This window comes from Phenylobacterium sp. CCH9-H3 (assembly GCF_001557235.1).
GTDB lineage: Bacteria > Pseudomonadota > Alphaproteobacteria > Caulobacterales > Caulobacteraceae > Phenylobacterium.
In genome coordinates this window covers 31,502-51,878 of the sequence record NZ_LSJI01000022.1, presented here as the reverse complement: position 1 = coordinate 51,878, position 20,377 = coordinate 31,502, and the positions used below count along the sequence as shown (strand labels likewise).

The 20,377-nt window shown below is 69.2% G+C and carries 21 protein-coding genes; 8 read left to right on the top strand and 13 right to left on the bottom strand.

Features of this window, described 5'->3' with window-relative positions:
• The first annotated feature begins 75 nt into the window (after window positions 1-75).
• The 6 genes from AX721_RS01425 to AX721_RS01400 all read left to right on the top strand — a co-directional run bounded on the left by AX721_RS01425 (window position 76) and on the right by AX721_RS01400 (window position 6,117).
• Window positions 76-768 carry a 2OG-Fe(II) oxygenase gene (locus AX721_RS01425; RefSeq protein WP_068874142.1) on the top strand — a complete coding sequence of 231 codons (693 nt, stop codon included), beginning with the start codon at window positions 76-78 and terminating at the stop codon, window positions 766-768.
• Window positions 769-863: 95 nt separating this feature from the next.
• A complete protein-coding gene (locus tag AX721_RS01420; protein WP_068874141.1) occupies window positions 864-1,331 on the top strand; it encodes a DUF1203 domain-containing protein in 468 nt (155 codons plus the stop codon).
• Window positions 1,332-1,411: 80 nt separating this feature from the next.
• A complete protein-coding gene (locus AX721_RS01415) occupies window positions 1,412-1,747 on the top strand; it encodes a hypothetical protein (protein WP_068874140.1) in 336 nt (111 codons plus the stop codon).
• A gap of 25 nt (window positions 1,748-1,772) precedes the next feature.
• Complete coding sequence (locus AX721_RS01410; protein WP_068874139.1) at window positions 1,773-2,363, top strand: DUF4893 domain-containing protein; 591 nt, start codon at window positions 1,773-1,775, stop codon at window positions 2,361-2,363.
• 166 nt (window positions 2,364-2,529) lie between these two features.
• On the top strand, window positions 2,530-5,430 hold the full coding sequence (uvrA, locus tag AX721_RS01405; RefSeq protein ID WP_068874138.1) for an excinuclease ABC subunit UvrA: 2,901 nt from the start codon (window positions 2,530-2,532) through the stop codon (window positions 5,428-5,430).
• A gap of 75 nt (window positions 5,431-5,505) precedes the next feature.
• Window positions 5,506-6,117: a glutathione S-transferase family protein gene (locus AX721_RS01400; protein WP_068874137.1), complete on the top strand. Its 612-nt coding sequence runs from the start codon at window positions 5,506-5,508 to the stop codon at window positions 6,115-6,117.
• Between the two features lies 1 nt (window position 6,118).
• Here the strand turns inward: AX721_RS01400 and AX721_RS01395 are convergent, their stop codons facing one another.
• The gene (locus AX721_RS01395; protein ID WP_156466952.1) at window positions 6,119-6,991 is read right to left on the bottom strand and encodes a hypothetical protein; all 873 of its coding nucleotides are present in this window, start codon (window positions 6,989-6,991) and stop codon (window positions 6,119-6,121) included.
• Between the two features lie 121 nt (window positions 6,992-7,112).
• On the opposite strand from AX721_RS01395, the gene trmFO reads away from it, so the two are divergent.
• Window positions 7,113-8,516 carry a methylenetetrahydrofolate--tRNA-(uracil(54)-C(5))-methyltransferase (FADH(2)-oxidizing) TrmFO gene (gene trmFO / locus AX721_RS01390; RefSeq protein WP_068874135.1) on the top strand — a complete coding sequence of 468 codons (1,404 nt, stop codon included), beginning with the start codon at window positions 7,113-7,115 and terminating at the stop codon, window positions 8,514-8,516.
• Window positions 8,517-8,519: 3 nt separating this feature from the next.
• Here trmFO and AX721_RS01385 read toward each other — a convergent pair whose 3' ends face one another.
• From AX721_RS01385 to yajC, 6 genes are all read right to left on the bottom strand, one after another.
• Window positions 8,520-9,182: a squalene/phytoene synthase family protein gene (locus tag AX721_RS01385; RefSeq protein ID WP_068874134.1), complete on the bottom strand. Its 663-nt coding sequence runs from the start codon at window positions 9,180-9,182 to the stop codon at window positions 8,520-8,522.
• A gap of 61 nt (window positions 9,183-9,243) precedes the next feature.
• A complete protein-coding gene (locus AX721_RS01380) occupies window positions 9,244-9,858 on the bottom strand; it encodes a hypothetical protein (protein ID WP_068874133.1) in 615 nt (204 codons plus the stop codon).
• Window positions 9,859-9,940: 82 nt separating this feature from the next.
• Window positions 9,941-10,300, bottom strand: a complete 360-nt coding sequence (locus AX721_RS01375; RefSeq protein ID WP_068874132.1) for an Mth938-like domain-containing protein — start codon at window positions 10,298-10,300, stop codon at window positions 9,941-9,943.
• A gap of 8 nt (window positions 10,301-10,308) precedes the next feature.
• The gene (secF, locus tag AX721_RS01370; protein WP_068874131.1) at window positions 10,309-11,271 is read right to left on the bottom strand and encodes a protein translocase subunit SecF; all 963 of its coding nucleotides are present in this window, start codon (window positions 11,269-11,271) and stop codon (window positions 10,309-10,311) included.
• A 15-nt stretch (window positions 11,272-11,286) separates the two neighbouring features.
• Window positions 11,287-12,888 carry a protein translocase subunit SecD gene (gene secD / locus AX721_RS01365; RefSeq protein WP_068874130.1) on the bottom strand — a complete coding sequence of 534 codons (1,602 nt, stop codon included), beginning with the start codon at window positions 12,886-12,888 and terminating at the stop codon, window positions 11,287-11,289.
• Between the two features lie 18 nt (window positions 12,889-12,906).
• Entirely contained in the window at window positions 12,907-13,257 is a 351-nt protein-coding gene (gene yajC / locus AX721_RS01360) for a preprotein translocase subunit YajC (protein WP_068874129.1), read from the bottom strand.
• Window positions 13,258-13,378: 121 nt separating this feature from the next.
• Between yajC and AX721_RS01355 the strand changes: the two genes are divergently transcribed.
• Window positions 13,379-14,218 (top strand): ATP-binding protein, encoded by an 840-nt coding sequence (locus tag AX721_RS01355; RefSeq protein WP_068874128.1) that lies wholly within the window; start codon window positions 13,379-13,381, stop codon window positions 14,216-14,218.
• A 6-nt stretch (window positions 14,219-14,224) separates the two neighbouring features.
• Here the strand turns inward: AX721_RS01355 and AX721_RS01350 are convergent, their stop codons facing one another.
• From AX721_RS01350 to tatB, 6 genes are all read right to left on the bottom strand, one after another.
• Window positions 14,225-16,051: a LysM peptidoglycan-binding domain-containing protein gene (locus AX721_RS01350; RefSeq protein ID WP_068874127.1), complete on the bottom strand. Its 1,827-nt coding sequence runs from the start codon at window positions 16,049-16,051 to the stop codon at window positions 14,225-14,227.
• Window positions 16,052-16,159: 108 nt separating this feature from the next.
• Entirely contained in the window at window positions 16,160-16,822 is a 663-nt protein-coding gene (locus tag AX721_RS01345; RefSeq protein WP_068874126.1) for a protein-L-isoaspartate(D-aspartate) O-methyltransferase, read from the bottom strand.
• A 2-nt stretch (window positions 16,823-16,824) separates the two neighbouring features.
• On the bottom strand, window positions 16,825-17,598 hold the full coding sequence (gene surE, locus AX721_RS01340) for a 5'/3'-nucleotidase SurE (RefSeq protein WP_068874125.1): 774 nt from the start codon (window positions 17,596-17,598) through the stop codon (window positions 16,825-16,827).
• A complete protein-coding gene (gene serS / locus AX721_RS01335; RefSeq protein WP_068874124.1) occupies window positions 17,595-18,875 on the bottom strand; it encodes a serine--tRNA ligase in 1,281 nt (426 codons plus the stop codon). Before serS ends, surE begins: the two co-directional genes overlap by 4 nt.
• A gap of 71 nt (window positions 18,876-18,946) precedes the next feature.
• Window positions 18,947-19,837 carry a twin-arginine translocase subunit TatC gene (gene tatC, locus AX721_RS01330; protein WP_068874123.1) on the bottom strand — a complete coding sequence of 297 codons (891 nt, stop codon included), beginning with the start codon at window positions 19,835-19,837 and terminating at the stop codon, window positions 18,947-18,949.
• A complete protein-coding gene (gene tatB / locus AX721_RS28715; RefSeq protein ID WP_068874122.1) occupies window positions 19,834-20,358 on the bottom strand; it encodes a Sec-independent protein translocase protein TatB in 525 nt (174 codons plus the stop codon). The genes tatC and tatB overlap by 4 nt, the downstream gene beginning before the upstream one ends.
• Window positions 20,359-20,377: the final 19 nt, after the last annotated feature.

Genomic DNA, 20,377 nt, shown 5'->3' with positions numbered 1-20,377 from the left:
TGCCGGTGGCGCAATCCGGACGCGCCATCCGCGCGTAGGGTTGGCTCCGGGCGGAGGGGCGGCCATGTCCGGCGCATGAGGATCGACGACATCGACTGGGGCGCCGCGGAACGGGACCTCAACGCCCACGGCTGCGCCCTTGTGCCCGGCCTGCTGTCCCCGGCCGCGTCCGACGCCATGGCCGCACGCTATGACGGAGAAGGCTTCCGCTCCACCGTGACCATGGCCCGGCACGGGTTCGGCAAGGGGGAGTACCGATATTTCGCCTATCCCCTCCCCGAGCCCATCGCCGAGCTCCGGGCCGGCCTGTACCCGCCGCTGGCGCAGATCGCCAACCGGTGGAACGCCGCCCTGGGCGAGCGGGCGCGGTATCCGGCCGCCCATGACGAGTACCTCGCGCGCTGCCATGCCGCAGGACAGGTGCGGCCCACGCCCCTCCTCCTCCGCTATGGCCCCGGCGACTACAACTGCCTGCACCAGGACCTCTACGGCGAGCACGTCTTTCCGCTGCAGGTCGCCGTTCTGTTGTCCGAACCGGGCCGCGATTTCGAGGGCGGCGAGTTCGTCCTGACCGAACAGCGGCCGCGGATGCAGTCGCGCGCCGAGGTCGTGCCGCTGCGCCAGGGCGACGCGGTGGTCTTTCCGGTCCACCACCGGCCAGTCACCGGCGCGCGCGGCGTCTATCGCGTGAACCTGCGGCACGGCGTGAGCCGCCTGAGGGCCGGCCGGCGCCACACGCTGGGCGTCATCTTCCACGACGCGGCCTGACGCGTTCGGCGGCTTTCGGACATGTGTTGACGCCGCCACATTGGCTTAGGTGGGCGACGGTCCGATGTTCCGGGCGAACAAGGAGACCCCAAGAGATGTCGTTCGTCGTCAGGGCCCTGCCCGTCGCGCAATTCCGCCCCCTCTTCGCGCTCTCGAGCGGCGAGCTCGCAGCGCGTGGGATCCTCCGGCAGACCGTCGAGGGGCCCGGAGCGCCCTGTCGCGTGACGTTGGCCGACGCCGAGGTCGGCGAGAGCGTCCTGCTGCTCAATTACGAACACCAGCCCGCCGACACGCCCTTCCGCTCGCGCCACGCGATCTTCGTTCGCGAGATGGCGACGGACACCACGTTTGCGCCGGGCGAGATCCCGCCGGCGTTCCGGGCCCGCAAGTTCCTGTCGCTGCGGGCGTTCGACGCGGCGGGCATGATGGTCGACGCCGACCTCGTGCCCACGGCCGAGCTGGCGGACGCGGTTCCGCGCCTGCTGGCCGATCCCAAAACAGCCTATCTGCACGCCCACTATGCGGGCGCCGGCTGCTATGCGGCGCGCATCGACCGAGCCTGACGCTAAGATGATCGTAACAAACTGAAACCAAAGTGATCTGAAAGGGTTCTGCCGGGCGGTAACACGCTGGAGCACATGAATTGGACCGCCGCCTGAAGCTGCTGATGGTCGTCGCCGCAGTCGCCGCCACCCCGGTCTCCGCCCTCGCCCAGGCCTGGCCCGCCACCGTGGTCGCCTCCGCCCCGCAGATGCGCAGCCAGCCTCGCGTTCCGGCCCTCAACCTGGATCGTAGCGCCACCTCCCTGCGGTCGACACCGTCTGTCGTATCGCGAGCCGCGCGCAAGCCGCTGAAGCTCGACGCCACCATCGACCCGGGCGATGCTCCCGAGATCGACGTGCAGGCGAAGGACGCCTGGACCGACGACCAGGGTTTCCGCCTCGGGCCCACGAAGCTAGCCTTCAAGCGCAGGTTCTGACCGCCTGCGCCGCGGCGCTTCGCCCATGATCCGTTTCCTGGTTCCCGCCCTCTGCGCGCTCGCGACCACGGCCGCGGCGCAGGAGATGACCTGTGTCGCCACGCGCGACGACCACGAGCGCCTTTCGCGGCTCGACATGGCGTGGAAGGCCGGCCGCGACGAGGCGATCAAAGGGGGCGCGGCAGAGGAGCTTCGCCGCCTGGGTCCGGTGGCCGACCCCAGGGTGGACCTGAACCGTCCGCAGCCGACGCCGGGCCGGTACCAGTGCCGCACCATCAAGCTGGGCGCCGCCAGCGAGGGCATGCTGCCCTACATCGCCTACGGCTGGTTCAGGTGCCAGGTGACCCTGACGCCCGGGGGCGACCTGATCCTGCGCAAGACCACCGGCTCGCAGCGGCAGAGCGGCCTGATCTGTCCGGACGGCAAGCGCAAGGCGCGGTTCGTGGGGGTCCTGGCGCTCGGCGATGAGGTTCGAACGCCCCGCTATGGGTCCGATCCCGAGCGGGATCTGATCGGCGAGGTGCGCCGGATCGGCGAGGATCGCTGGCGGATCGCGTTCCCGTGGCCCGCCTATGAGTCCAAGCTGGACATCCTGGAACTGCGCCGCACCCGCTGATCGTCCGCCAACCTGCTGACAGCGTACTGTCAGCAGCCTCGCCGGGCGGGATGCCGCAGGCCCTTTGTTCCCCGTCCGTTCCCGTGTTATCCCTGAGTCCCGTCACCTACATTAGGCGGCCTCGCGGAAGGACCCTTCCGCGGGCTCTCCGTGTTTCCGGGACAGTATGGCCGACCAGCACAATCTCATCCGCGTGCGCGGTGCGCGCGAGCACAACCTCAAGGACGTCAGCGTCGATATTCCGCGCGGCGAACTGGTGGTGATCACCGGCCTTTCCGGATCGGGAAAGAGCTCGCTCGCCTTCGATACGATCTATGCCGAGGGACAGCGGCGGTACGTCGAGAGCCTGTCGGCCTATGCGCGCCAGTTCCTGGAGCTGATGAGCAAGCCCGACGTCGACCTGATCGAGGGCCTGTCGCCGGCCATCTCCATCGAGCAGAAGACCACCAGCCGCAACCCGCGCTCCACCGTGGGCACGGTGACCGAGATCCACGACTACATGCGCCTGCTGTGGGCGCGGGTCGGCGTGCCCTATTCGCCGGCCACTGGCCTGCCGATCGAAAGCCAGACCATCTCGATGATGGTCGACAAGCTGAACGCCCTGCCCGACGGGACCCGGCTCAACCTGCTGGCCCCGGTGGTGCGCGGCCGCAAGGGCGAGTACCGCAAGGAGTTCGCCGAGTGGCAGAAGGCCGGCTTCCAGCGGGTGAAGGTCAACGGCGAGCTGATGCTGATCGAGGACGCCCCCGCCCTCGACAAGAAGTTCAAGCACGACATCGACATCGTCGTGGACCGGATCGTCACTAAGCCCGGCCAGGACGCTCGTTACGCCGACAGCCTGGAAACGGCGCTGAAGCTGGCGGACGGGATCGCCGTGGCCGAGTGGGCCGACCTGGCGGAAGGCGAGAAGGAGCCGAAGCGGCTGCTGTTCTCCGAGAAGTTCGCCTGTCCGGTCTCCGGCTTCACGATCAGCGAGGTCGAGCCGCGGCTGTTCTCGTTCAACAATCCCTACGGCGCCTGTCCGGTCTGCGACGGCCTGGGCGCCAAGCTGGCCTTCGACGCCGACATGGTGGTGCCGGACAAGGACAAGAGCCTGCACAAGGGCGCCATCTCGCCCTGGGCCAAGGGCCCCTCGCCGCTCTACACCCAGACGCTGCAGGCGCTGTCACGCCACTACGGCTTCTCCATGGACGAGCCCTGGTGGAAGCTGCCCGAGCCGGCGAAGAACGTCGTCCTCTACGGTTCCGGCTCCGAGAAGATCCGGTTCGTCTATGACGACAACGCCCGCAAGTACGAGGTCAACAAGACCTTCGAAGGCGTGCTGCCGAACCTGGAGCGCCGCTGGCGCGAGACCGACAGCGCCTGGGTGCGCGAGGAGCTGGGCCGCTACCAGTCCGAGACGCCGTGCCTGGCCTGCGAGGGCTATCGCCTGAAGCCCGAGGCCCTGGCCGTGAAGATCGCCGGCCAGCACATCGGCGAGGTCTCGCGCCTGTCGATCCGCCACGCCCAGGAGTGGTTCGAAGGCCTGGAAGGCCAGCTCACCGATAAGCAGATGGAGATCGCCCGGCGGATCCTGAAGGAGATCAACGACCGCCTGCGGTTCCTGGTCAACGTCGGCCTCGACTACCTGAACATGTCCCGCTCGTCCGGCACCCTGTCGGGGGGCGAGAGCCAGCGCATCCGCCTGGCCAGCCAGATCGGCTCGGGCCTCACGGGTGTGCTCTACGTCCTGGACGAGCCCAGCATCGGCCTGCATCAGCGCGACAACACGCGGCTGCTGACCTCGCTCAAGGGCCTGCGCGACCTCGGCAACTCGGTGCTGGTGGTGGAGCACGACGAGGAGGCGATCCTCACCGCCGACCACGTGATCGACATGGGCCCGGCGGCGGGCGTCCACGGCGGCGAGATCATCGCCGAGGGCAAGCCGGCCGACATCATGGCGAACCCGAACAGCATCACCGGCCAGTACCTGGTCGGGACCCGCGAGATCGCCGTGCCCGATGATCGCCGACCGATCTCGAAGAAGAAGGTGATCCGCGTCGTCGGCGCGACCGGCAACAACCTGAAGAACGTGACCGCCGAGATCCCGGTGGGCACGTTCACCTGCATCACGGGCGTCAGCGGCGGCGGCAAGTCCACCTTCACGATCGAGACGCTGTACAAGGCCGCGGCCCGCCGGCTGCACAACGCCTCCGACGCGCCCGCCCCGCACGAGCGGATCGAGGGCCTGGAGAACTTCGACAAGGTCATCGACATCGACCAGTCGCCCATCGGCCGCACGCCGCGATCCAACCCGGCGACCTATACGGGGGCGTTCCAACCCATCCGCGACTGGTTCGCCGGCCTGCCGGAAGCGAAGGCGCGCGGCTACGGGCCGGGCCGGTTCAGCTTCAACGTCAAGGGCGGCCGCTGCGAAGCCTGCCAGGGCGATGGGCTGATCAAGATCGAGATGCACTTCCTGCCGGACGTCTACGTGACCTGCGACGTCTGCCATGGCCGCCGCTACAACCGCGAGACGCTGGAGATCCTGTTCAAGGGCAAGAGCATCGCCGACACCCTGGACATGACCGTCGAGGAGGCCGCCGAGTTCTTCAAGGCGGTGCCGCCGATCCGGGACAAGATGGAGACGCTGAAGCGCGTCGGCCTGGGCTATGTGAAGGTCGGCCAGCAGGCGACGACCCTGTCCGGCGGCGAGGCCCAACGGGTGAAGCTCAGCAAGGAGCTGTCGCGGCGGGCCACCGGCAAGACGCTCTACATCCTGGATGAGCCCACCACCGGCCTGCACTTCGAGGACGTGAAGAAGCTGCTCGAGGTGCTCCACGAACTGGCCGACCAGGGCAACACCGTGGTGGTCATCGAGCACAACCTGGATGTCGTGAAGACCGCCGACTGGCTGGTGGACTTCGGCCCCGAGGGCGGCGACGGCGGCGGCGAGATCGTCGCCCAGGGCACGCCTGAGCAGGTTTCGGCCGAGCCGCGCAGCTGGACCGGCCGCTACCTCGGCGAGCTTCTGGAACGCCACCGCCAGCGCAAGGGCGAGCGGAAGAAGCGGCTGGTTGGCGCCTAAGCCTCACCGGTGGGGTGGCGCCGAACATTCGTTTGAAATAGCTTCACCCGAACAACATCAGGGTGGAACGAGCAGATGATCCTCTATGGCGCGCCGATGCCGGCGCCGAATCCGCGGCGCGTGCGCATCTTCCTGGCCGAGAAGGGGATCGAGCTTCCCGAGACGCCCGTCAGCCTGATGAAGCGGGAGCACAAGAGCCCTGAGTTCCGGGCCAAGAACTCCATGGGCCAGATCCCGACGCTGGAACTGGATGACGGGACCTGCATCTCCGAGACCGTCTCGATCTGCCGCTATTTCGAGGCCACCAACCCCGAGCCGCCGCTGTTCGGGACCACGCCGGTGGAGCAGGCGTTGATCGACATGTGGATCCGCCGGATCGAATTCACGGTGATGAGCCCGGTCGGCAACTACTGGCGCCACGCCCACAAGTTCACGGCGGCCCTGCTGACCCAGTACAAGGACTTCGGCGAGTCCAATGCCGAGACCTACAAGGGCGCCCAGAAATGGCTAGACCGGGAGTTGGATGGAAAGGCCTTCGTCGCCGGCGACACCTACTCCATGGCCGACATCTGTCTGCTGTCCACGGTGGATTTCGCCACCTGGATCGGGCTGCCGCTCGAGGACGAGTTCTCGAACCTGAAGGCCTGGCACGCGCGCGTGAGCGCCCGCCCCAGCGCCCAGGCCTAGCTCAGGCGAAGTCTTCCGCGGGCGCGGTGTCTTCCAGCACCAGCTCGCGGTAGGCGACGGCGAACGGCGCGTAGATCATCACGATCTGCAGCACCTGCAGCAGCAACTGCATCACCAGGGTGATCATCGCCGCGATGGCCGTGAGCGGCGTCAGGCGGCCGATGTCCTGCATGGCCGACTCGCCGCCCGACAGCTCGACGACGGCGAAGCTGATGATGCTGAAGAGGATCCAGACGATCACGTAGAAGATCACCGCCAGGACGATCATGCCGAACAGTGGCCAGAAATGGCCCTTGGTCCGCGCCCACGCCAGCTTCAGCGAAACGCGGCCGGTTTCGAATACGGTGGGCAGCAGCAGCGACAGCCGCACGCCGATCCAGATCCCGAACACCAGCACCAGGGCGACGGCCAGGACGGCGCCCACCGAGCCGAACTGCGAGGCGCCGGCCGTGAACACCAGGCCCACGACCACCGACAGGGCATAGAGGCCGATGCAGATCAGGTTGGCGGCGGTCAGCTTCAGCTCGGTGCGCCCCACCTTCAGGTGCGCGAACCCATGCTCCTCCGGCCGCAGGACCAGGCGCATCACGCCGGCCGCGATGATCGACATCAGGAGCGCCGTCATCAGCAGGACCAGCAGGAACGCGGGCCAGGAGGCCGCCAGCAGGTTCGCCACCTCCTCCAGGTCGTTGGAGCTGAGCTGGCCCTTGCGCGCCAGGGTGATGAACTGCGGTCCCAGGGTGGCCATCATGACCATGGCGATCAGCAGAATGCCGCCGAAATAGACCGCGCTCCACGCGAGCATCACGCCCGGGTGTTCCTTGGTCAGGCGAAAGCCTTCCATGGCCGCGTCGCTGGGAGAAAACCTGGTCATTCGTCCTGTCTGGTCCGCGCCCGACTCGGCGGGCGCCTTTCGGCCGAACCTTGCCGTCGGGTCTGTTAAGCGTGCAAGGCCCCGCTCGCGATCCTTGCCGTTCGTTGCTAGTACGCCACGCATGACAATGACCCCAATCCACGTCGTGGGCGGCGGCCTGGCCGGCTCGGAGGCCGCCTGGCAGATCGCGCAGGCAGACGTGCCCGTGGTGCTGCACGAGATGCGCCCTGTTCGCGGCACCGATGCGCACCAGACCGACAAGCTGGCCGAGCTGGTCTGTTCCAACTCCTTCCGCGCCGACGACTGGACCGGCAACGCCGTGGGCCTGCTGCACGCCGAGATGCGGGCGCTGGGCTCGATCATCATGAGCGCGGGCGACGCCCATCAGGTGCCGGCGGGCGGCGCCCTGGCCGTGGACCGGGAAGGCTTCTCCGAGGCCGTCACCGCGCGCCTGGAGGCCCATCCGCTGGTGACCATCGCGCGCGAAGAGGTCGCGGGCCTGCCGCCCGCGGACTGGGACAGCGTGATCCTGGCCACCGGCCCCCTCACCTCGCCAGCCCTGTCCCAGGCGATCCTCGACCTGACCGGCGAGGGCCAGCTGTCGTTCTTCGACGCCATCGCGCCGATCGTGAACTTCGAGTCCATCGACATGGGCGTGGCGTGGCGCCAGTCGCGCTACGACAAGGAAGGCCCGGGGGGCGATGCGGCCGCCTACATCAACTGCCCGATGGACAAGGACCAGTACGAGGCGTTCATCGACGCCCTGCTGGCCGGCCCAAAGTCCGAGTTCAAGGACTGGGAGCACGTCCCTTATTTCGACGGCTGCCTGCCCATCGAGGTGATGGCCGAACGGGGCCGCGAGACCCTGCGCCACGGGCCGATGAAGCCGGTGGGCCTGACCAACGCCCACAAGCCGGACGAGAAGGCCTATGCCGTGGTGCAGCTGCGCCAGGACAACGCCCTGGGCACCCTGTGGAACATGGTGGGCTTCCAGACCAAGCTGAAGCACGGCGCCCAGACCGAGATCTTCCGGATGATCCCGGGGCTGGAAAAGGCCGTGTTCGCGCGGCTCGGCGGCCTGCACCGCAACACCTTCATCAACTCGCCGCGCCTGCTGGATCGGAACCTGCGGCTGAAGGCTGAGCCCCGGCTGCGGTTCGCGGGCCAGGTGACGGGCGTGGAAGGCTATGTGGAAAGCGCGGCCGTCGGACTGCTGGCGGGCCGCTTCGCCGCGGCCGAGCGCCTGGGGCGGCCGATCGAGGCGCCGCCCGCCACCACCGCCCTAGGCGGTCTGGTCGGCCACATCACCGGCGGCCATCTGGAGGGCGGCAAGGGCAGCTTCCAGCCGATGAACATCAACTACGGCCTGCTGCCGCCGATGGAGGCCCCGAAGCGCGACGCCGAGGGCCGCCGGCTGGGCGCCAAGGAGAAGACCCGGCTGAAGAAGCGGGCGATGGGCGAGCGCGCCCTGGCCGATCTCAAGGCCTGGGCCGCGGGGGCCCCCGCGCTGGAGGCCGCCGAGTAACCGTCAGATCCGTCCGCGGGCGACGGCGAAGACCACCCGCAGCCGGTCGGACACCGGGCCGCGTCGGCGTCCCGCCATGGCCGCGTGGGCGACGGCTGGGAAGGCTTGGGCGGCGAGCGCACGGACGGCCTTGCGGGCGCCGTCCGTCGTCCTCCGTGAAATGTCGGCCAGGTCGGGCGCTTCGGCGGCCCGGCGCGCCAGGGCCCAAGCCGCCCCGCCTGCCCGCGCCGGTCCGGGGTCTTCGCCCGGCGCCAGGATCATGGCGGCGAGTTCCGCCGCTCGTCCGCCCGTGTCGCGCGCCCAGGCCAGGGCCTCCTTCGGCTGCATCGGCGCAGAGTCCAGCTCGCGGTAGCGCGCGTCGATCATCGCCTCGAGCGGCTCGCGGGGAAGCTCCCGGCGGGCGATGGTTGCGGCCAGCGCCTGGGCGGTCGGGTGGCGCCGCACCGGCCGGCCCTCGTAGGCTTCATCCAGCATCTCGCGCCACCAGGTCAGGCGGATTTCGCCGAGGATCGGGTTGGACGCCACCTTGGGCGCGCGGGCGAGTTCGTGGTCGTAGGCGTAGATGGCGAGAACGTCCGCGCGCAGGGCGGCGTCGGCCACGAACCGGCTGGAGAGCCAACGGTCCGGGTCCACGCGCCGGATCAGGTCGTCGAGATCGTCGCTCATGGTCCTCACAACGAAAAAGGCCCGCCGCGAGGGCGGGCCTTCTCGAAAGCTTGCTCGCAGTCTAGCCGAAGACAGTCTGCGACATGGTCATCGAGGCCAGCATCGGGATCGACAGCAACAGGTTCGTGCGCGAGCCCAGCATGGCCATCCGCGCGGCCTTGGCCTTGGTGTCGGCGTCGGCCTCCACGATGCCCAGGGCGCGCTTCTGGTTCGGCCAGATGATGCCCCAGACGTTGAGCATCATGATGATGCCCAGCCACATGCCCAGGCCCAGCAGGGTGTACTGGCGATCGAGCGTCGGGTCGTAGCCGCCGGCGAGACCCAGCGACAGGGTCTCGGCCGAGTAGCCGCGCACGCCGGCGATGGCGAGGCCCATCACGACCGTGGCCACAGCGGCCCAGCGGAACCAGAACAGCGCCTCGGGGGCGATGTACTTGGAGACGGCCGGCTTCAGCTCCGCCGGGATGTCGGGCATCTTCCGGATCTGGACGAAGTTGAAATAGTACAGCAGCCCGATCCACAGGATGCCGAAAAACACGTGCAGCCAGCGGAACACGCCCTGCCAGAAGGCGGCGCCCGTTCCCTGCGGCCCGGCGGCGTAGGCGCCGATCAGGATCAGCGCCAGGATCGTGCTGACGATGATGGTATTTCGGAAGTTGGCGAGTAGTCCGGCCATATAACTAACCCTCTTAAGTCCCTGCCCTGCCCGCAGCTATAGGGCGTTTCGTTTCAGGCTGGAAGCGAGGGCGCCGTCCGGCTCAAACAGCGATCAGGGCGGCGGCGACGCGACGACCCTCGGCGGTCAACAGGTTGTAGAGCTTCGCCGCGGCCGGGGTGTCCATGAACTCCAGGCCGATGCCGGCCGCCCGCAGGCCGTCCCGGATCTCGCGCGGCGGCATGGCGTTGCGCGCGCCGACGCCCAGAAGGACGAACTCGACCTCGGCCGCGCCGGCGTCCAGCACCGGCCGCAGCGCCTCCAGCGAAAGCTGATCCAGGCTGGCGACGCCCCAGCTCCGCGCCTCGTCCGACAGGATCAGGACCGAGCCGTCGTGCCGCGCGCCGGCGAGGCGGAAGCCGCCGTCGCCATAGGCGTCGATGCTGGGGGCGTTGCGCGCCACGTCCGGCCTCAGGGGCGCGGCACGGCGGGTTTCAGCGCCTCGGCCGGCTCGTCGTCGCGCCGAACGCCCCACAGGAGGATCACGGGCGCGGCCACATAGATCGACGAGTAGGTGCCGATAACGATGCCGAACATCAGGACGATCGACATGCCGAACAGCGTCGGGCCGCCGAAGATCGCCAAGCCGCCCAGGGCGAGCAGCGCCGTCAGGCCGGTGATCACCGTCCGCGACAGGGTCTCGTTGATCGACAGATCGATGACCTCGCGCAGCGGCATCCGCTTGTACTTGCGCAGGTTCTCGCGAAGGCGGTCGAACACCACGACGGTGTCGTTCATCGAGTAGCCGATGACCGTCAGGATCGCCGCCACGGTCGTGAGGCTGAACTCCAGCCCGCCGAACGCCAGCACCCCGAAGGTCAGGAACACGTCGTGGAACAGGGCGACCACGGCGCCGATGCCGAACTGCAGCTCGAACCGGAACCAGATGTAGACCAGCATCAGCCCGATCGAGAGCAGAAGGGCCAGCAGGCCGCTCTGGAACAGCTCCCCCGAGACCTTGGGGCCGACGACGTCTGTTCGCTTGAAGGTGACCTCGCCGAGCGCTGTGGCGAGCGCCGCCTTCACGCGATCCACCGTCTGGGCCGGGCTGACGTTGTCGGGCGTCTGAAAGCGGACCACGGCCTCGTTGGGCGCGCCGAAGGTCTGGACCTGGACATCGCCCAGATCCATCCGCTCGAGGGTCGCGCGGGCGACCGGGAGATCGACCGGCTTCGCGCCGGTGGTCAGCTCCAGGATCGTCCCGCCCTTGAAGTCGATGCCGCAGTTCAGGCCGCCGCAGGGCGGCTCGAACGGGATCATCGCCTTCGCCAGCGACGCGATCACGGCGATGATGGAGATCACGGCGGCCAGCCGCGCGAAGCGGACGAACTCGAAGTTCGTCTTGACGGGAAGCGTCTTGATCAGGGGCCACATGGCGCGGGCCTCCCCTTAAGCGATCGGCAGGGTCTTCGGGCGGGTGGCGCGGAACCACCAGGCCAGAAGAACCTGGGTTATGAGGACGGCGGAGAACACCGAGGTGATCACGCCGATCGAGAGGGTCCAGGCAAAGCCCTTCACCGGCCCGGCCCCGAACTGGAACATCATCAGAGCCGCGAGGAGCGTCGTCAGGTTGGCGTCGATGATGGTGCTCATGGCGCGGGAAAAGCCGGCGTCCATGGCGGTCACCACGTTACGGCCGGCCCGAACCTCGTCGCGCATGCGCTCGTAGATCAACACGTTCGCATCCACGGCCACGGCCAGGGTCAGGATCAGGCCCGCGATGCCCGGCAGGGTCAGCGTGGCCTGGGTCACGCTCATGGCGGCGATGATCAGCAGGCCGTTCACCAGCAGCGCCACCACGGAGATCCCGCCGAAGAGCAGGCCGTAGGCGAGCAGCATGAAGACCAGGATCGCCACGAAGCCGACGACCGTGGAGACCTTGCCGGCCTCGATGGCGTCGGCGCCGAGCTCGGCGCCCACGGTACGCTGCTCTTCGACGTTGAGCCGCGTCGGCAGCGCGCCCGCGCGGAGCAGGATAGCGAGGTTGTTGGCGCTCTCGGCGGTGAAGTTGCCGCTGATCTGGCCCGAACCGCCCGTGATCGGCTCGTTGATGCTCGGGGCCGAGATCACCTTGTCGTCGAGGACGATGGCGAACCGCTTGTTCACGTTCTGCGACGTGGCGTCGGCGAAACGCCGGGCGCCCTGGCCATTGAAGCGGAAGTTCACCACAGGACGCCCGGTCTGCGGATCGAAGCCCGCCTGGGCGTCGGTCAGCATCTCGCCGGTCACCAGGGCGCGGCGCTTGACCACATAGGCGGGCTGGATGTCGTCGCCGGGCAGGAGGACGGACCCCGGCGGGACGCGGCCCTGCTGGGCCTGGGCGAGGTCCGCCGTCTCGTCGACCATCTGGAAGGTGAGCTTGGCCGTCTGGCCGAGGATCGCCTTCAACTTCTCGGGGTCGCTTTCGCCCGGGGCGGCCACGACGATGCGGTTCGTGCCCTGGCGCGTGATGCTGGGCTCGCGGGTGCCCAGCTCGTCGATCCGGCGGCGGATGATCTCCTGGGACTGTTCCACCGCGCGCGCCGCCTCGGCCTCGAAGGCCTCCGGCACGAACTCGAGCCGCAGGCGCTGGTCCGCCTCGGCGGTGACGCGGACGTCCCGGCCGCCGACGACGCCCTGCAGCACCGTGCCGATGTTCTCGCGCAGCAGCTTGGTCGCCGCGCCGACCTGGGCGGCGTCCGTGATCCGGACGACGACGACGCCGTTCACCACCGCAAGGTCGGTGAACTGGATCTGCTCCTCGCGAAGCTGAGTCCGGACGTCCTCCATCATGTTGGTGAGGCGTTCGGAACGCAGCGCGTTCGTATCGACCTCAAGCAACAGGTACGACCCGCCCTGCAGGTCGAGCCCGAGGTTCAGGGTCTTCTTCGGCATGAAGGCCGGCAGTCCGTCCCGGACATCCTGGGGCAGCGCGTTGGGCAACGCGAAGAGCGCCCCGAACACCACCGACAGGACGACCAGCAGGACCTTCCAGCGCGAGAGGGTCAGCATCGGAAGGCGTCTACTTTCTTAGGCCTTGGAGTCGTTGGCCGGCGCGGGCTCGCCGCGGGCCCGGACGTCGGAAATCATGCCCTTCACCACCTTCACGGTGACGCCGGTGGCGATCTCGACGCCGACTTCCTTGTCTTCCACCCGCACGATCTTGCCGATCATGCCCGAGGACAGCACCACGGTGTCGCCGCGCTTCAGGGCGCCGAGCATGGCCTGGTGCTGCTTCATCCGACGCTGCTGCGGCCGGATCATCAGGAAGTAGAACAGCACGACCAGGGCGATGAGCGGCAGGAACTGCAGCAGCATGGCCTCGGGGCCGCCCGCAGCGGCGCCGCCGGCGGCTTGGGCGTAGGCAGGGGTGGCGAACATAGCCTCTCCGAAAAATGCGCAGGCGAGCGCTCTCCCATATGGGGGCCCGCCAAAGTCGGCGGAAGCTATGCGGACAGGCCCGCTTTTGCAATGGAACGCCCACGTGTATGGCCTGCGCCCTATGGACCGCGACCTCACGCCCCTGCTCACCCGCATCGCCGAGGCCCTGGAGAGGCTGGCGCCGCCGGCCGCGGATGCGGCCGGATTCGAGGGCGCGCGGCTCTTCCGGCACGATCCGCAGACGGGGGCCTTTCATCCGGCGCCCGACTATCCGCTGGCGCTGGAAAGCCTGGTGGGCGTCGACCGGCAGAAGACCCGCTTCCTGGAGAACCTGGAGCGCTTCGCCGCCGGGCTGCCCTACAACCACGCCCTGCTGTGGGGCGTGCGGGGCACGGGCAAGAGCTCCCTGGCCAAGGCCGCCTTCATGGCCGTCGCGGCGGGGAACGCCGCGTTGAAGCTGGTGGAAGTGGACCGTGACGAGGTCACCGCCCTGCCCGCGCTCTTCGATACCCTGCGGACGCGGCCCGAGCGCTTCGTGGTCCTTTGTGACGACCTCTCGTTCGAGGAAGGCGCTGCGGCGGCCAAGGCGCTGAAGTCGGCGCTGGAGGGCGGCGTCTCGGGACCGCCGGCCAATGTGCTGTTCGTGGCCACGTCCAACCGCCGCCACCTGATGCCGCGCGGCCACCAGGAGGACCGAGGCCTCGTGTCAGCCGCCGAGGACGCCGAGGAGGAAGTCAGCGTCTCCGACCGCTTCGGCCTCTGGGTGGGCTTCCCGCCGATGGACCAGCCGACCTACCTGGCGGCCGTGACCGCCTACGCCCGGCAGTTCGACCTGACGGTCCCCGACCTGGAGCGCCGCGCCCTGCAGTGGGCGCAGCTCCGCGGCTCGCGCTCCGGCCGGGTCGCGTGGCAGTTCATCCGCGACCTGGCCGGCGAGCTGGGCAAGCCGCTCCCGCTCTGAGGCGGGTCAGCGCGGCGGCAGGACCAGCGTCGGGTCGACCGGGCGCGCCCGCTCCTGCGGGGTCGGCGCATAGCGGATCTCGAAGTGGAGCTGCGGCTCGGAGACGCCGCCGGACGAACCCGCCAGGCCGATCTGCTGCCCCTGCTCCACCTTCTGCTGCATCCGCACCTCGACCCGGCTGAGGTGGCCGTAGGCGGTGACCCAGCCGTCGGCGTGCTTGATCAGCACCAGGTTGCCGAAGCCCGGCACCTGGTCGCCGGCATAGACCACGTCGCCGGCCGCCGCGGCGCGAACGGGGTCGCCGGTGCTGGCGCGGATGTTCAGGCCGTCGTTGCGCACGCCGCCGCCGCGGCTGCCGAAGCCGGACAGAACCTGCCCCTGCAGTGGCCAGGCGAACAGGCCGCGGCCCATCTGGCTGATCTGGGCGTCGGAGACCGGCGGGCTGGCCACGGGCGCGCCCGGCACGCCGCCGGGCGGCGGGCGATAGGGCTGCGGCTGGTCGGGCATGACCACGGTCGGCGGCCGCGGCGCCGAGCGCGGCGGCGGCAAGGTCTGGCCGACGGGCGGCGGCGTGTCGAACGACGAGGGCGGCCGCGCGGCGCCCTCATAGGGGCGCGGGCTGGACGGCAGGGCGGGCGTCGGCTCCGGCGTGGGCTCGGTGCGCTCCGGCGGCCGCGTCGTCGTGGTCACCAGCGGTCCGCGGTCCCGGTAGCCCGCCGGAAGGCGGATGCGGCGGCCGGGCGCGACGCTGGCGCCGCGGCGAAGCCCGTTGGCGCTGCGAAGCTCCGCCTCGGTCACGCTGAAGCGGCGCGCGATCTCCGATAGGGTGTCGCCACGGCCAACGACATAGGCCTTGGCTGTGCTGCCTGGGCCGCGGATCGTTTGCCCCGGCTGGATCCGGTAGGGCTTCTTCAGCTTGTTGATCTTGGCCAGCTCGGCGACGTCGCTGTCCAGGCGCGCGGCGATCCGCTCCAGGTTGTCGCCCGACTTCACCTTGTAGGACTTGCCCGGGATCGAGATCTCGACCACTCGGCCGGTGACCTCGCGGCTGGTGACCGTCCGTCCCTCCAGCTCGACGACCTCGGCGGGCGGCGGCTCGGCCTGGGCGCGGCGCGGGCGCGGCTGCGGGCGCTCGGGCGGCGGTTCATCCTCCGCAGCTTCAGCCTCGCCACCGGGGAGCTTCAGCTTGCGGCCGGGGATGATCGCCGAGCTGGCGCCGAGGCCGTTGGCCTCGCGCAGGGCCGCCACCGTGGTTCCGTGGCGTTGAGCGATGCCATAGAGTGTGTCGCCCGAGCGGATGGTGTAGGTCCCGGCGCCGGAGGACGAAGCCTTCGAGCTCTTCGCGGCGGCCGCCTTCGGGGCCTTCGGATTCTTGAGCACCTGCCCCGGGCGCAGGCGGTAGGGCGACTTCAGGCCATTGGCCTCGGCAAGATCCGCCACGGTGGTGTCGAGGCGGTCGGCGATAGCCGCAAGGGTATCCCCGGACTTCACCGTGTAGGTCGCCTGGGCGGACGAGCGGACGCGGGCCGCGGCGTCCTCGGCCGGCGGGGCCACAGCCAGCACGCGCGGCGCCGGGGCCGCCTCAGCCAACGCCGGCCTCGGCGCGGCCGGCAACGGCGCGAGTTCGCGCGATTCCACCTTGGGGGTCGGGCGCGCGACCTCCACCGGCGCATCCTCCGCCGCGGCCAGCTGTGGCGGCGGCGCGGCGACCGGGGCAGCCGGCGGCGGAACCTGGATCACGGGCGCGTTCACGGCGTAGCGCGGCGTGCCGCAGGCAGTGAGCGCGGTTCCCGCGAGCAGGATCAGGGCCGTTCGTTGGATGAGATGCGTCATCGCCGCTCCGGAGGTAGCTCGAATAAGAATCATTCGGGGCGTGAGGTGGGATGATGGCGACGAGCCGGCGCCCCCGCCAACCCGCAAAAGCCTCGCAACACGAAAAGGTCAGAGTTCCTTCGCCACGCCGTCCAGCAACGGGACGAAGCGGACGTCGATCAGGTCCTCGACCTGGAAGCCCCCCTGCCCGTCGCCGGTGTACCGACGCAGGACCTGGACCGGCCCCTTGCCGATCGGCGCCACGAGGATGCCGGTCGGTTTCAGCTGCGAAAGCAGAGCCTTGGGCTCTCCCGGCGCCGCGGCTGTGACCATAATGCGGTCAAAAGGCGCCTGCTCCGGCCACCCTTCCCCGCCGTCGCCGAACCGGGTGATGACGTTCGTCAGCCCCAGCGCCTTGAAGCGGGCTTCGGCCTCGCGCATCAAGGTGCGATAGCGCTCGACCGTGTAGACCAGCCGCGCCAGCTTGGAGAGGATCGTGGTCTGGTAGCCGCTGCCGGTGCCGATCTCCAGCACCCGATCGCGCCGGTCCACCTTCAACGCCTGGGTCATCAGCCCCACGATGAACGGCTGGCTGATGGTCTGGCCGCAGGCGATCGGCAGGGCCGAATCCTCGAACGCCCGCTCCTTGAAGAGCTCCTGCGTGAAGAGGGGCCGCGGCGTGGTTTCGATGGCGGACAGGACCTTGGCGTCGGTCACGCCCTGCGAACGCAGCGCCAGCAGCAGGCGCGCCATGCGGGTTTCGGGCGTGTCGTCGTCGTCCCGCTCGGCCATGGTCAAGCCTTCGGCGGCACGCCGCCCAGCTGCCCCTTCAGTTCGTGGACAGTGGCGGTGTGGGTCAGGTCGATGTGGAGCGGCGTCACCGAGATTTTGCCATCGTACAGCGCTCTCAGATCGGTGCCCTCCGGCGGACTGGAGCGCTCCTGGCGGAAGCCTACCCAGTAATAGTCGCGCCCGCGCAGATCGAGCCGCTTCTCGGCGTGACGCACCTGGAAGTCGCGGAAGCCCTGGCGGGTGACCTCGACCTCCTTGATGTTCTCGACCGGGCCGTTCGGGAAGTTGATGTTGAGGACCACGTCCTTCGGCCAGCCCAGTTCGACCAGGCGCTTGACGATGCCTGGCCCAAAGGTCTCGGCCGCCTCGAAGCTCTGCCCCGGCTCGTAGAAGCCCATCTGCGAGAGGGCGATGGACGGCACGCCCAGGGCCATGCCCTCGATCGCCCCGGCCACCGTACCCGACATGGTGACGTCCTCGGCGAGGTTCGCGCCGCGGTTCACGCCCGACAGCACCAGGTCCGGCTTGCCCCCCTGGACCAGGTCGTTGATCCCCAGCATGACGCAGTCGGTGGGCGTGCCCGTGGTGGCGAAGCGGCGTTCGGAAAGTTGCCGCACGCGGATGGGGTCGGCCAGGGTCAGCGCCCGGCTGGCGCCCGACTGCTCGTACTCGGGCGCCACCACCCAGACGTCGTCCGTAAGCCGGGCCGCGATCCGCTCCAGCGCCTCCAGGCCGTCCGCGTGGATGCCGTCGTCGTTGGTGATGAGGATCCTCAAGCCTTGCCCCCGATGTGGGTCATGCCGGGGAGGTAGGGGTGCAGCGCCTGCGGGATGGCGATCCGGCCGCCCTCGTCCTGGTAGTTCTCCATGACCGCTACCAGGGTTCGGCCCACGGCGAGGCCCGAGCCGTTCAGAGTGTGGACGAAGCGCGTCCCCTTCTCGCCGGCCTTCTTGGCGCGGGCGTCCATGCGGCGGGCCTGGAAGTCGCCGCAGTTCGAGCACGAGCTGATCTCGCGATACTTGCCCTGGCTGGGCAGCCAGACTTCCAGGTCGTAGGTCTTGCGCGCGCCGAAGCCCATGTCGCCCGTGCAGAGGAGCATCGTGCGGAACGGCAGCTCCAGCCGCTTAAGCACCGCCTCGGCGCAGCCGACCATCCGCTCGTGCTCCTCCTCGGACTTCTCCGGGGCCACGATGGAGACCAGCTCGACCTTGTTGAACTGATGCTGGCGGATCATCCCGCGGGTGTCGCGGCCCGAGGCGCCGGCCTCGGAGCGGAAGCAGGGCGTGAGGGCGGTGAAGCGCAGCGGCAGCTCCTCCTCCGCCACGATCTGGTCCATCACCAGGCTGGTCAGGGGCACCTCGGCGGTCGGGATCAGCCAGCGGCCGTCGGTGGTCTGGAAGAGGTCGTCCGCGAACTTCGGCAGCTTGTCGGTGCCGTAGGCGGCCGCATCGTTCACCAGCAACGGCGGGGCGACTTCCAGATAGCCGTGCTCCTGGGTCTGCAGGTCCAGCATGAACTGGCCGATGGCGCGCTCCAGGCGGGCGAGTTGGCCCTTCAGGACCGTGAACCGGGCGCCCGACATGCGCACGGCCGCCTCGAAGTCCAGGAGGCCCAGGCCCTCGCCGATGTCGACGTGGTCCTTGGGATTGGCGATGGCGAACGGCTCGCCCCAGCGGCGGACCTCGACATTGTCGTGCTCGTCGGCCCCGACCGGCACATCCGGCGCCGGGATGTTGGGCAGCGAGGCCAGAATGTCCTTCAGCGCCTCGCCCGCCTGGCGTTCGGCCTCGGCGTGCTCGGCCTGGCCCGCCTTCAAGGCCTCCACCCGGGCCATCAACGCCTGCGCCTCGGCCTCGTTCTTCTGGGCCTTGGCCTGGCCGATCTTCTTGGAGGCGTCGTTGCGCTCGGCCTGCGCCGCCTGGCCAGCGGTCTGCGCCGCGCGGAGCCGGGCGTCCAGGTCGAGGATCTCGGCCACCTTCCCGGACAGGCCCTTCGCCGCCCAGGCTTTCTCGTAAAGCTCGGGGGTTTCGCGAATGGCTCGGATGTCGTGCATGGGCGCCGCTGGGGGATGAGGGAAGCGGTTTCTCTAGAGCGCGTCGGGAGGCGCGCCAACCCTTTGACGGCTCACACCCCGACGATGTCCGTCCCGGCGGCGGCGTCTTCCTTCGTCCGGCGCAGTTCGATGAGCTTCACGCAGCCGATGGAGACGAAATAGAGCAGGATGATCGGGGTCGCGAGCATGAGCTGGCTGATCGGGTCCGGCGGCGTGACGATCGCGGCCACCACGACCACGGCGAAGACGGCGTAGCGCCAGCCCTTCCACAGCATGGCCGAGTTCACGATGCCCGCCAGGCCCAGCAGCGTCAGCACCACGGGAAGCTGGAAGCAGAGCCCGAAGGCCAGCAGCAGGGTGGTCACGAGGGTCAGGTAGTCCGAAACCTTCGGCAGCAGCTCGACCGCGATGCCCGCGCCCATGATCTGCTGGCTCAGCGAAAACCACAGCACGAACGGCAGGATCAGGAAGTAGACCAGCGCCGCGCCCATCAGGAACAGAACCGGAGCGGCGATGAGGAACGGCAGGAAGGCGTACCGCTCGCGCTTGTAGAGGCCCGGCGCTACGAAGGCGTAGACCTGCCAGGCCAGCACCGGGAACGTCAGCACCACGGCCCCGAAGCCCGCGAGCTTCAGCTTGGTGAAGAAGAACTCCAGCGGGGCGGTGAACATCAGCCGCAGGTCGCCGGTCGCCGCGGGCGGCTCCTTCAGGCCCAACAGGACGAACAAGAGGTCGAACGGCCCACCGGCGTGCCCCTGGCGGGACTCCGCGTACATGGCCGCCGCCATGGCGAAGGGGTGCAGGAGGAAGCGGTAGATCTGTTCGGAAAAGGCGAAGCAGATCGCGAAGCCCACGACGATCGCCACTACGCAGATGATCAGCCGTTGGCGGAGCTCGACCAGATGGTCCAGCAGGGGGGCCCGGGAGGCCTCGATCTCGGCTTCGTCCGACTCGTAGCTCACGCCCCGCCCTCGACGATCTTGCCGGCGCGCTTGCGCTTCGCAGCCTGGGCGATCTCGACATCTGCCTTGGCCTTGGCGGGCGCCTTCCGGGCCGTCTTGGCCGCGGCCTTCTTCCTGGCAGCCGGCTTCTTCGTCTCCGGCGCAGGCGCCTCCGAGATCTCCAGCGGCGGCGGCGCCTCGGTGGTGTCGTACTGGTAGCTCATCGGCGGATGCAGCTGCACGCCGACGTCGGACATGCTCTGCTCGATCTCGCCGATGGTGGAGCGCATTTCCTGGTCATGGTCGGTCAGGTCGCCGAACTGGCCGCGGCGCATGGCCTCGACCTCCTTGCGCAGGTCGTCGAGCTCGGACTGGCGGGCCATCTCGTCGAAGCTGGCGCGAAACTCGTTGGCCATGCCGCGCAGCTTGGCCATGAACTGGCCGAAGCGCCGGAGCAGGAGGGGCAGGTCCTTTGGGCCCACGACGATCAGCGCCACGATGGCGATGACGATGAGCTCGGACGCGCCGACTTCGGGAAGCATGGCGGTGGCCTAAACAGAA

Bases quoted from the DNA above. Each gene is read 5' to 3' on its own strand.
- AX721_RS01425 (WP_068874142.1), top strand. From the start codon at position 76: ATGAGGATCGACGACATCGACTGGGGCGCCGCGGAACGGGACCTCAAC.
- AX721_RS01420 (WP_068874141.1), top strand. From the start codon at position 864: ATGTCGTTCGTCGTCAGGGCCCTGCCCGTCGCGCAATTCCGCCCCCTC.
- AX721_RS01410 (WP_068874139.1), top strand. From the start codon at position 1,773: ATGATCCGTTTCCTGGTTCCCGCCCTCTGCGCGCTCGCGACCACGGCC.
- uvrA (WP_068874138.1), top strand. From the start codon at position 2,530: ATGGCCGACCAGCACAATCTCATCCGCGTGCGCGGTGCGCGCGAGCAC.
- AX721_RS01400 (WP_068874137.1), top strand. From the start codon at position 5,506: ATGATCCTCTATGGCGCGCCGATGCCGGCGCCGAATCCGCGGCGCGTG.
- AX721_RS01395 (WP_156466952.1), bottom strand. From the start codon at position 6,991: ATGACCAGGTTTTCTCCCAGCGACGCGGCCATGGAAGGCTTTCGCCTG.
- trmFO (WP_068874135.1), top strand. From the start codon at position 7,113: ATGACAATGACCCCAATCCACGTCGTGGGCGGCGGCCTGGCCGGCTCG.
- AX721_RS01385 (WP_068874134.1), bottom strand. From the start codon at position 9,182: ATGAGCGACGATCTCGACGACCTGATCCGGCGCGTGGACCCGGACCGT.
- AX721_RS01380 (WP_068874133.1), bottom strand. From the start codon at position 9,858: ATGGCCGGACTACTCGCCAACTTCCGAAATACCATCATCGTCAGCACG.
- secF (WP_068874131.1), bottom strand. From the start codon at position 11,271: ATGTGGCCCCTGATCAAGACGCTTCCCGTCAAGACGAACTTCGAGTTC.
- secD (WP_068874130.1), bottom strand. From the start codon at position 12,888: ATGCTGACCCTCTCGCGCTGGAAGGTCCTGCTGGTCGTCCTGTCGGTG.
- yajC (WP_068874129.1), bottom strand. From the start codon at position 13,257: ATGTTCGCCACCCCTGCCTACGCCCAAGCCGCCGGCGGCGCCGCTGCG.
- AX721_RS01355 (WP_068874128.1), top strand. From the start codon at position 13,379: ATGGACCGCGACCTCACGCCCCTGCTCACCCGCATCGCCGAGGCCCTG.
- AX721_RS01350 (WP_068874127.1), bottom strand. From the start codon at position 16,051: ATGACGCATCTCATCCAACGAACGGCCCTGATCCTGCTCGCGGGAACC.
- AX721_RS01345 (WP_068874126.1), bottom strand. From the start codon at position 16,822: ATGGCCGAGCGGGACGACGACGACACGCCCGAAACCCGCATGGCGCGC.
- serS (WP_068874124.1), bottom strand. From the start codon at position 18,875: ATGCACGACATCCGAGCCATTCGCGAAACCCCCGAGCTTTACGAGAAA.
- tatB (WP_068874122.1), bottom strand. From the start codon at position 20,358: ATGCTTCCCGAAGTCGGCGCGTCCGAGCTCATCGTCATCGCCATCGTG.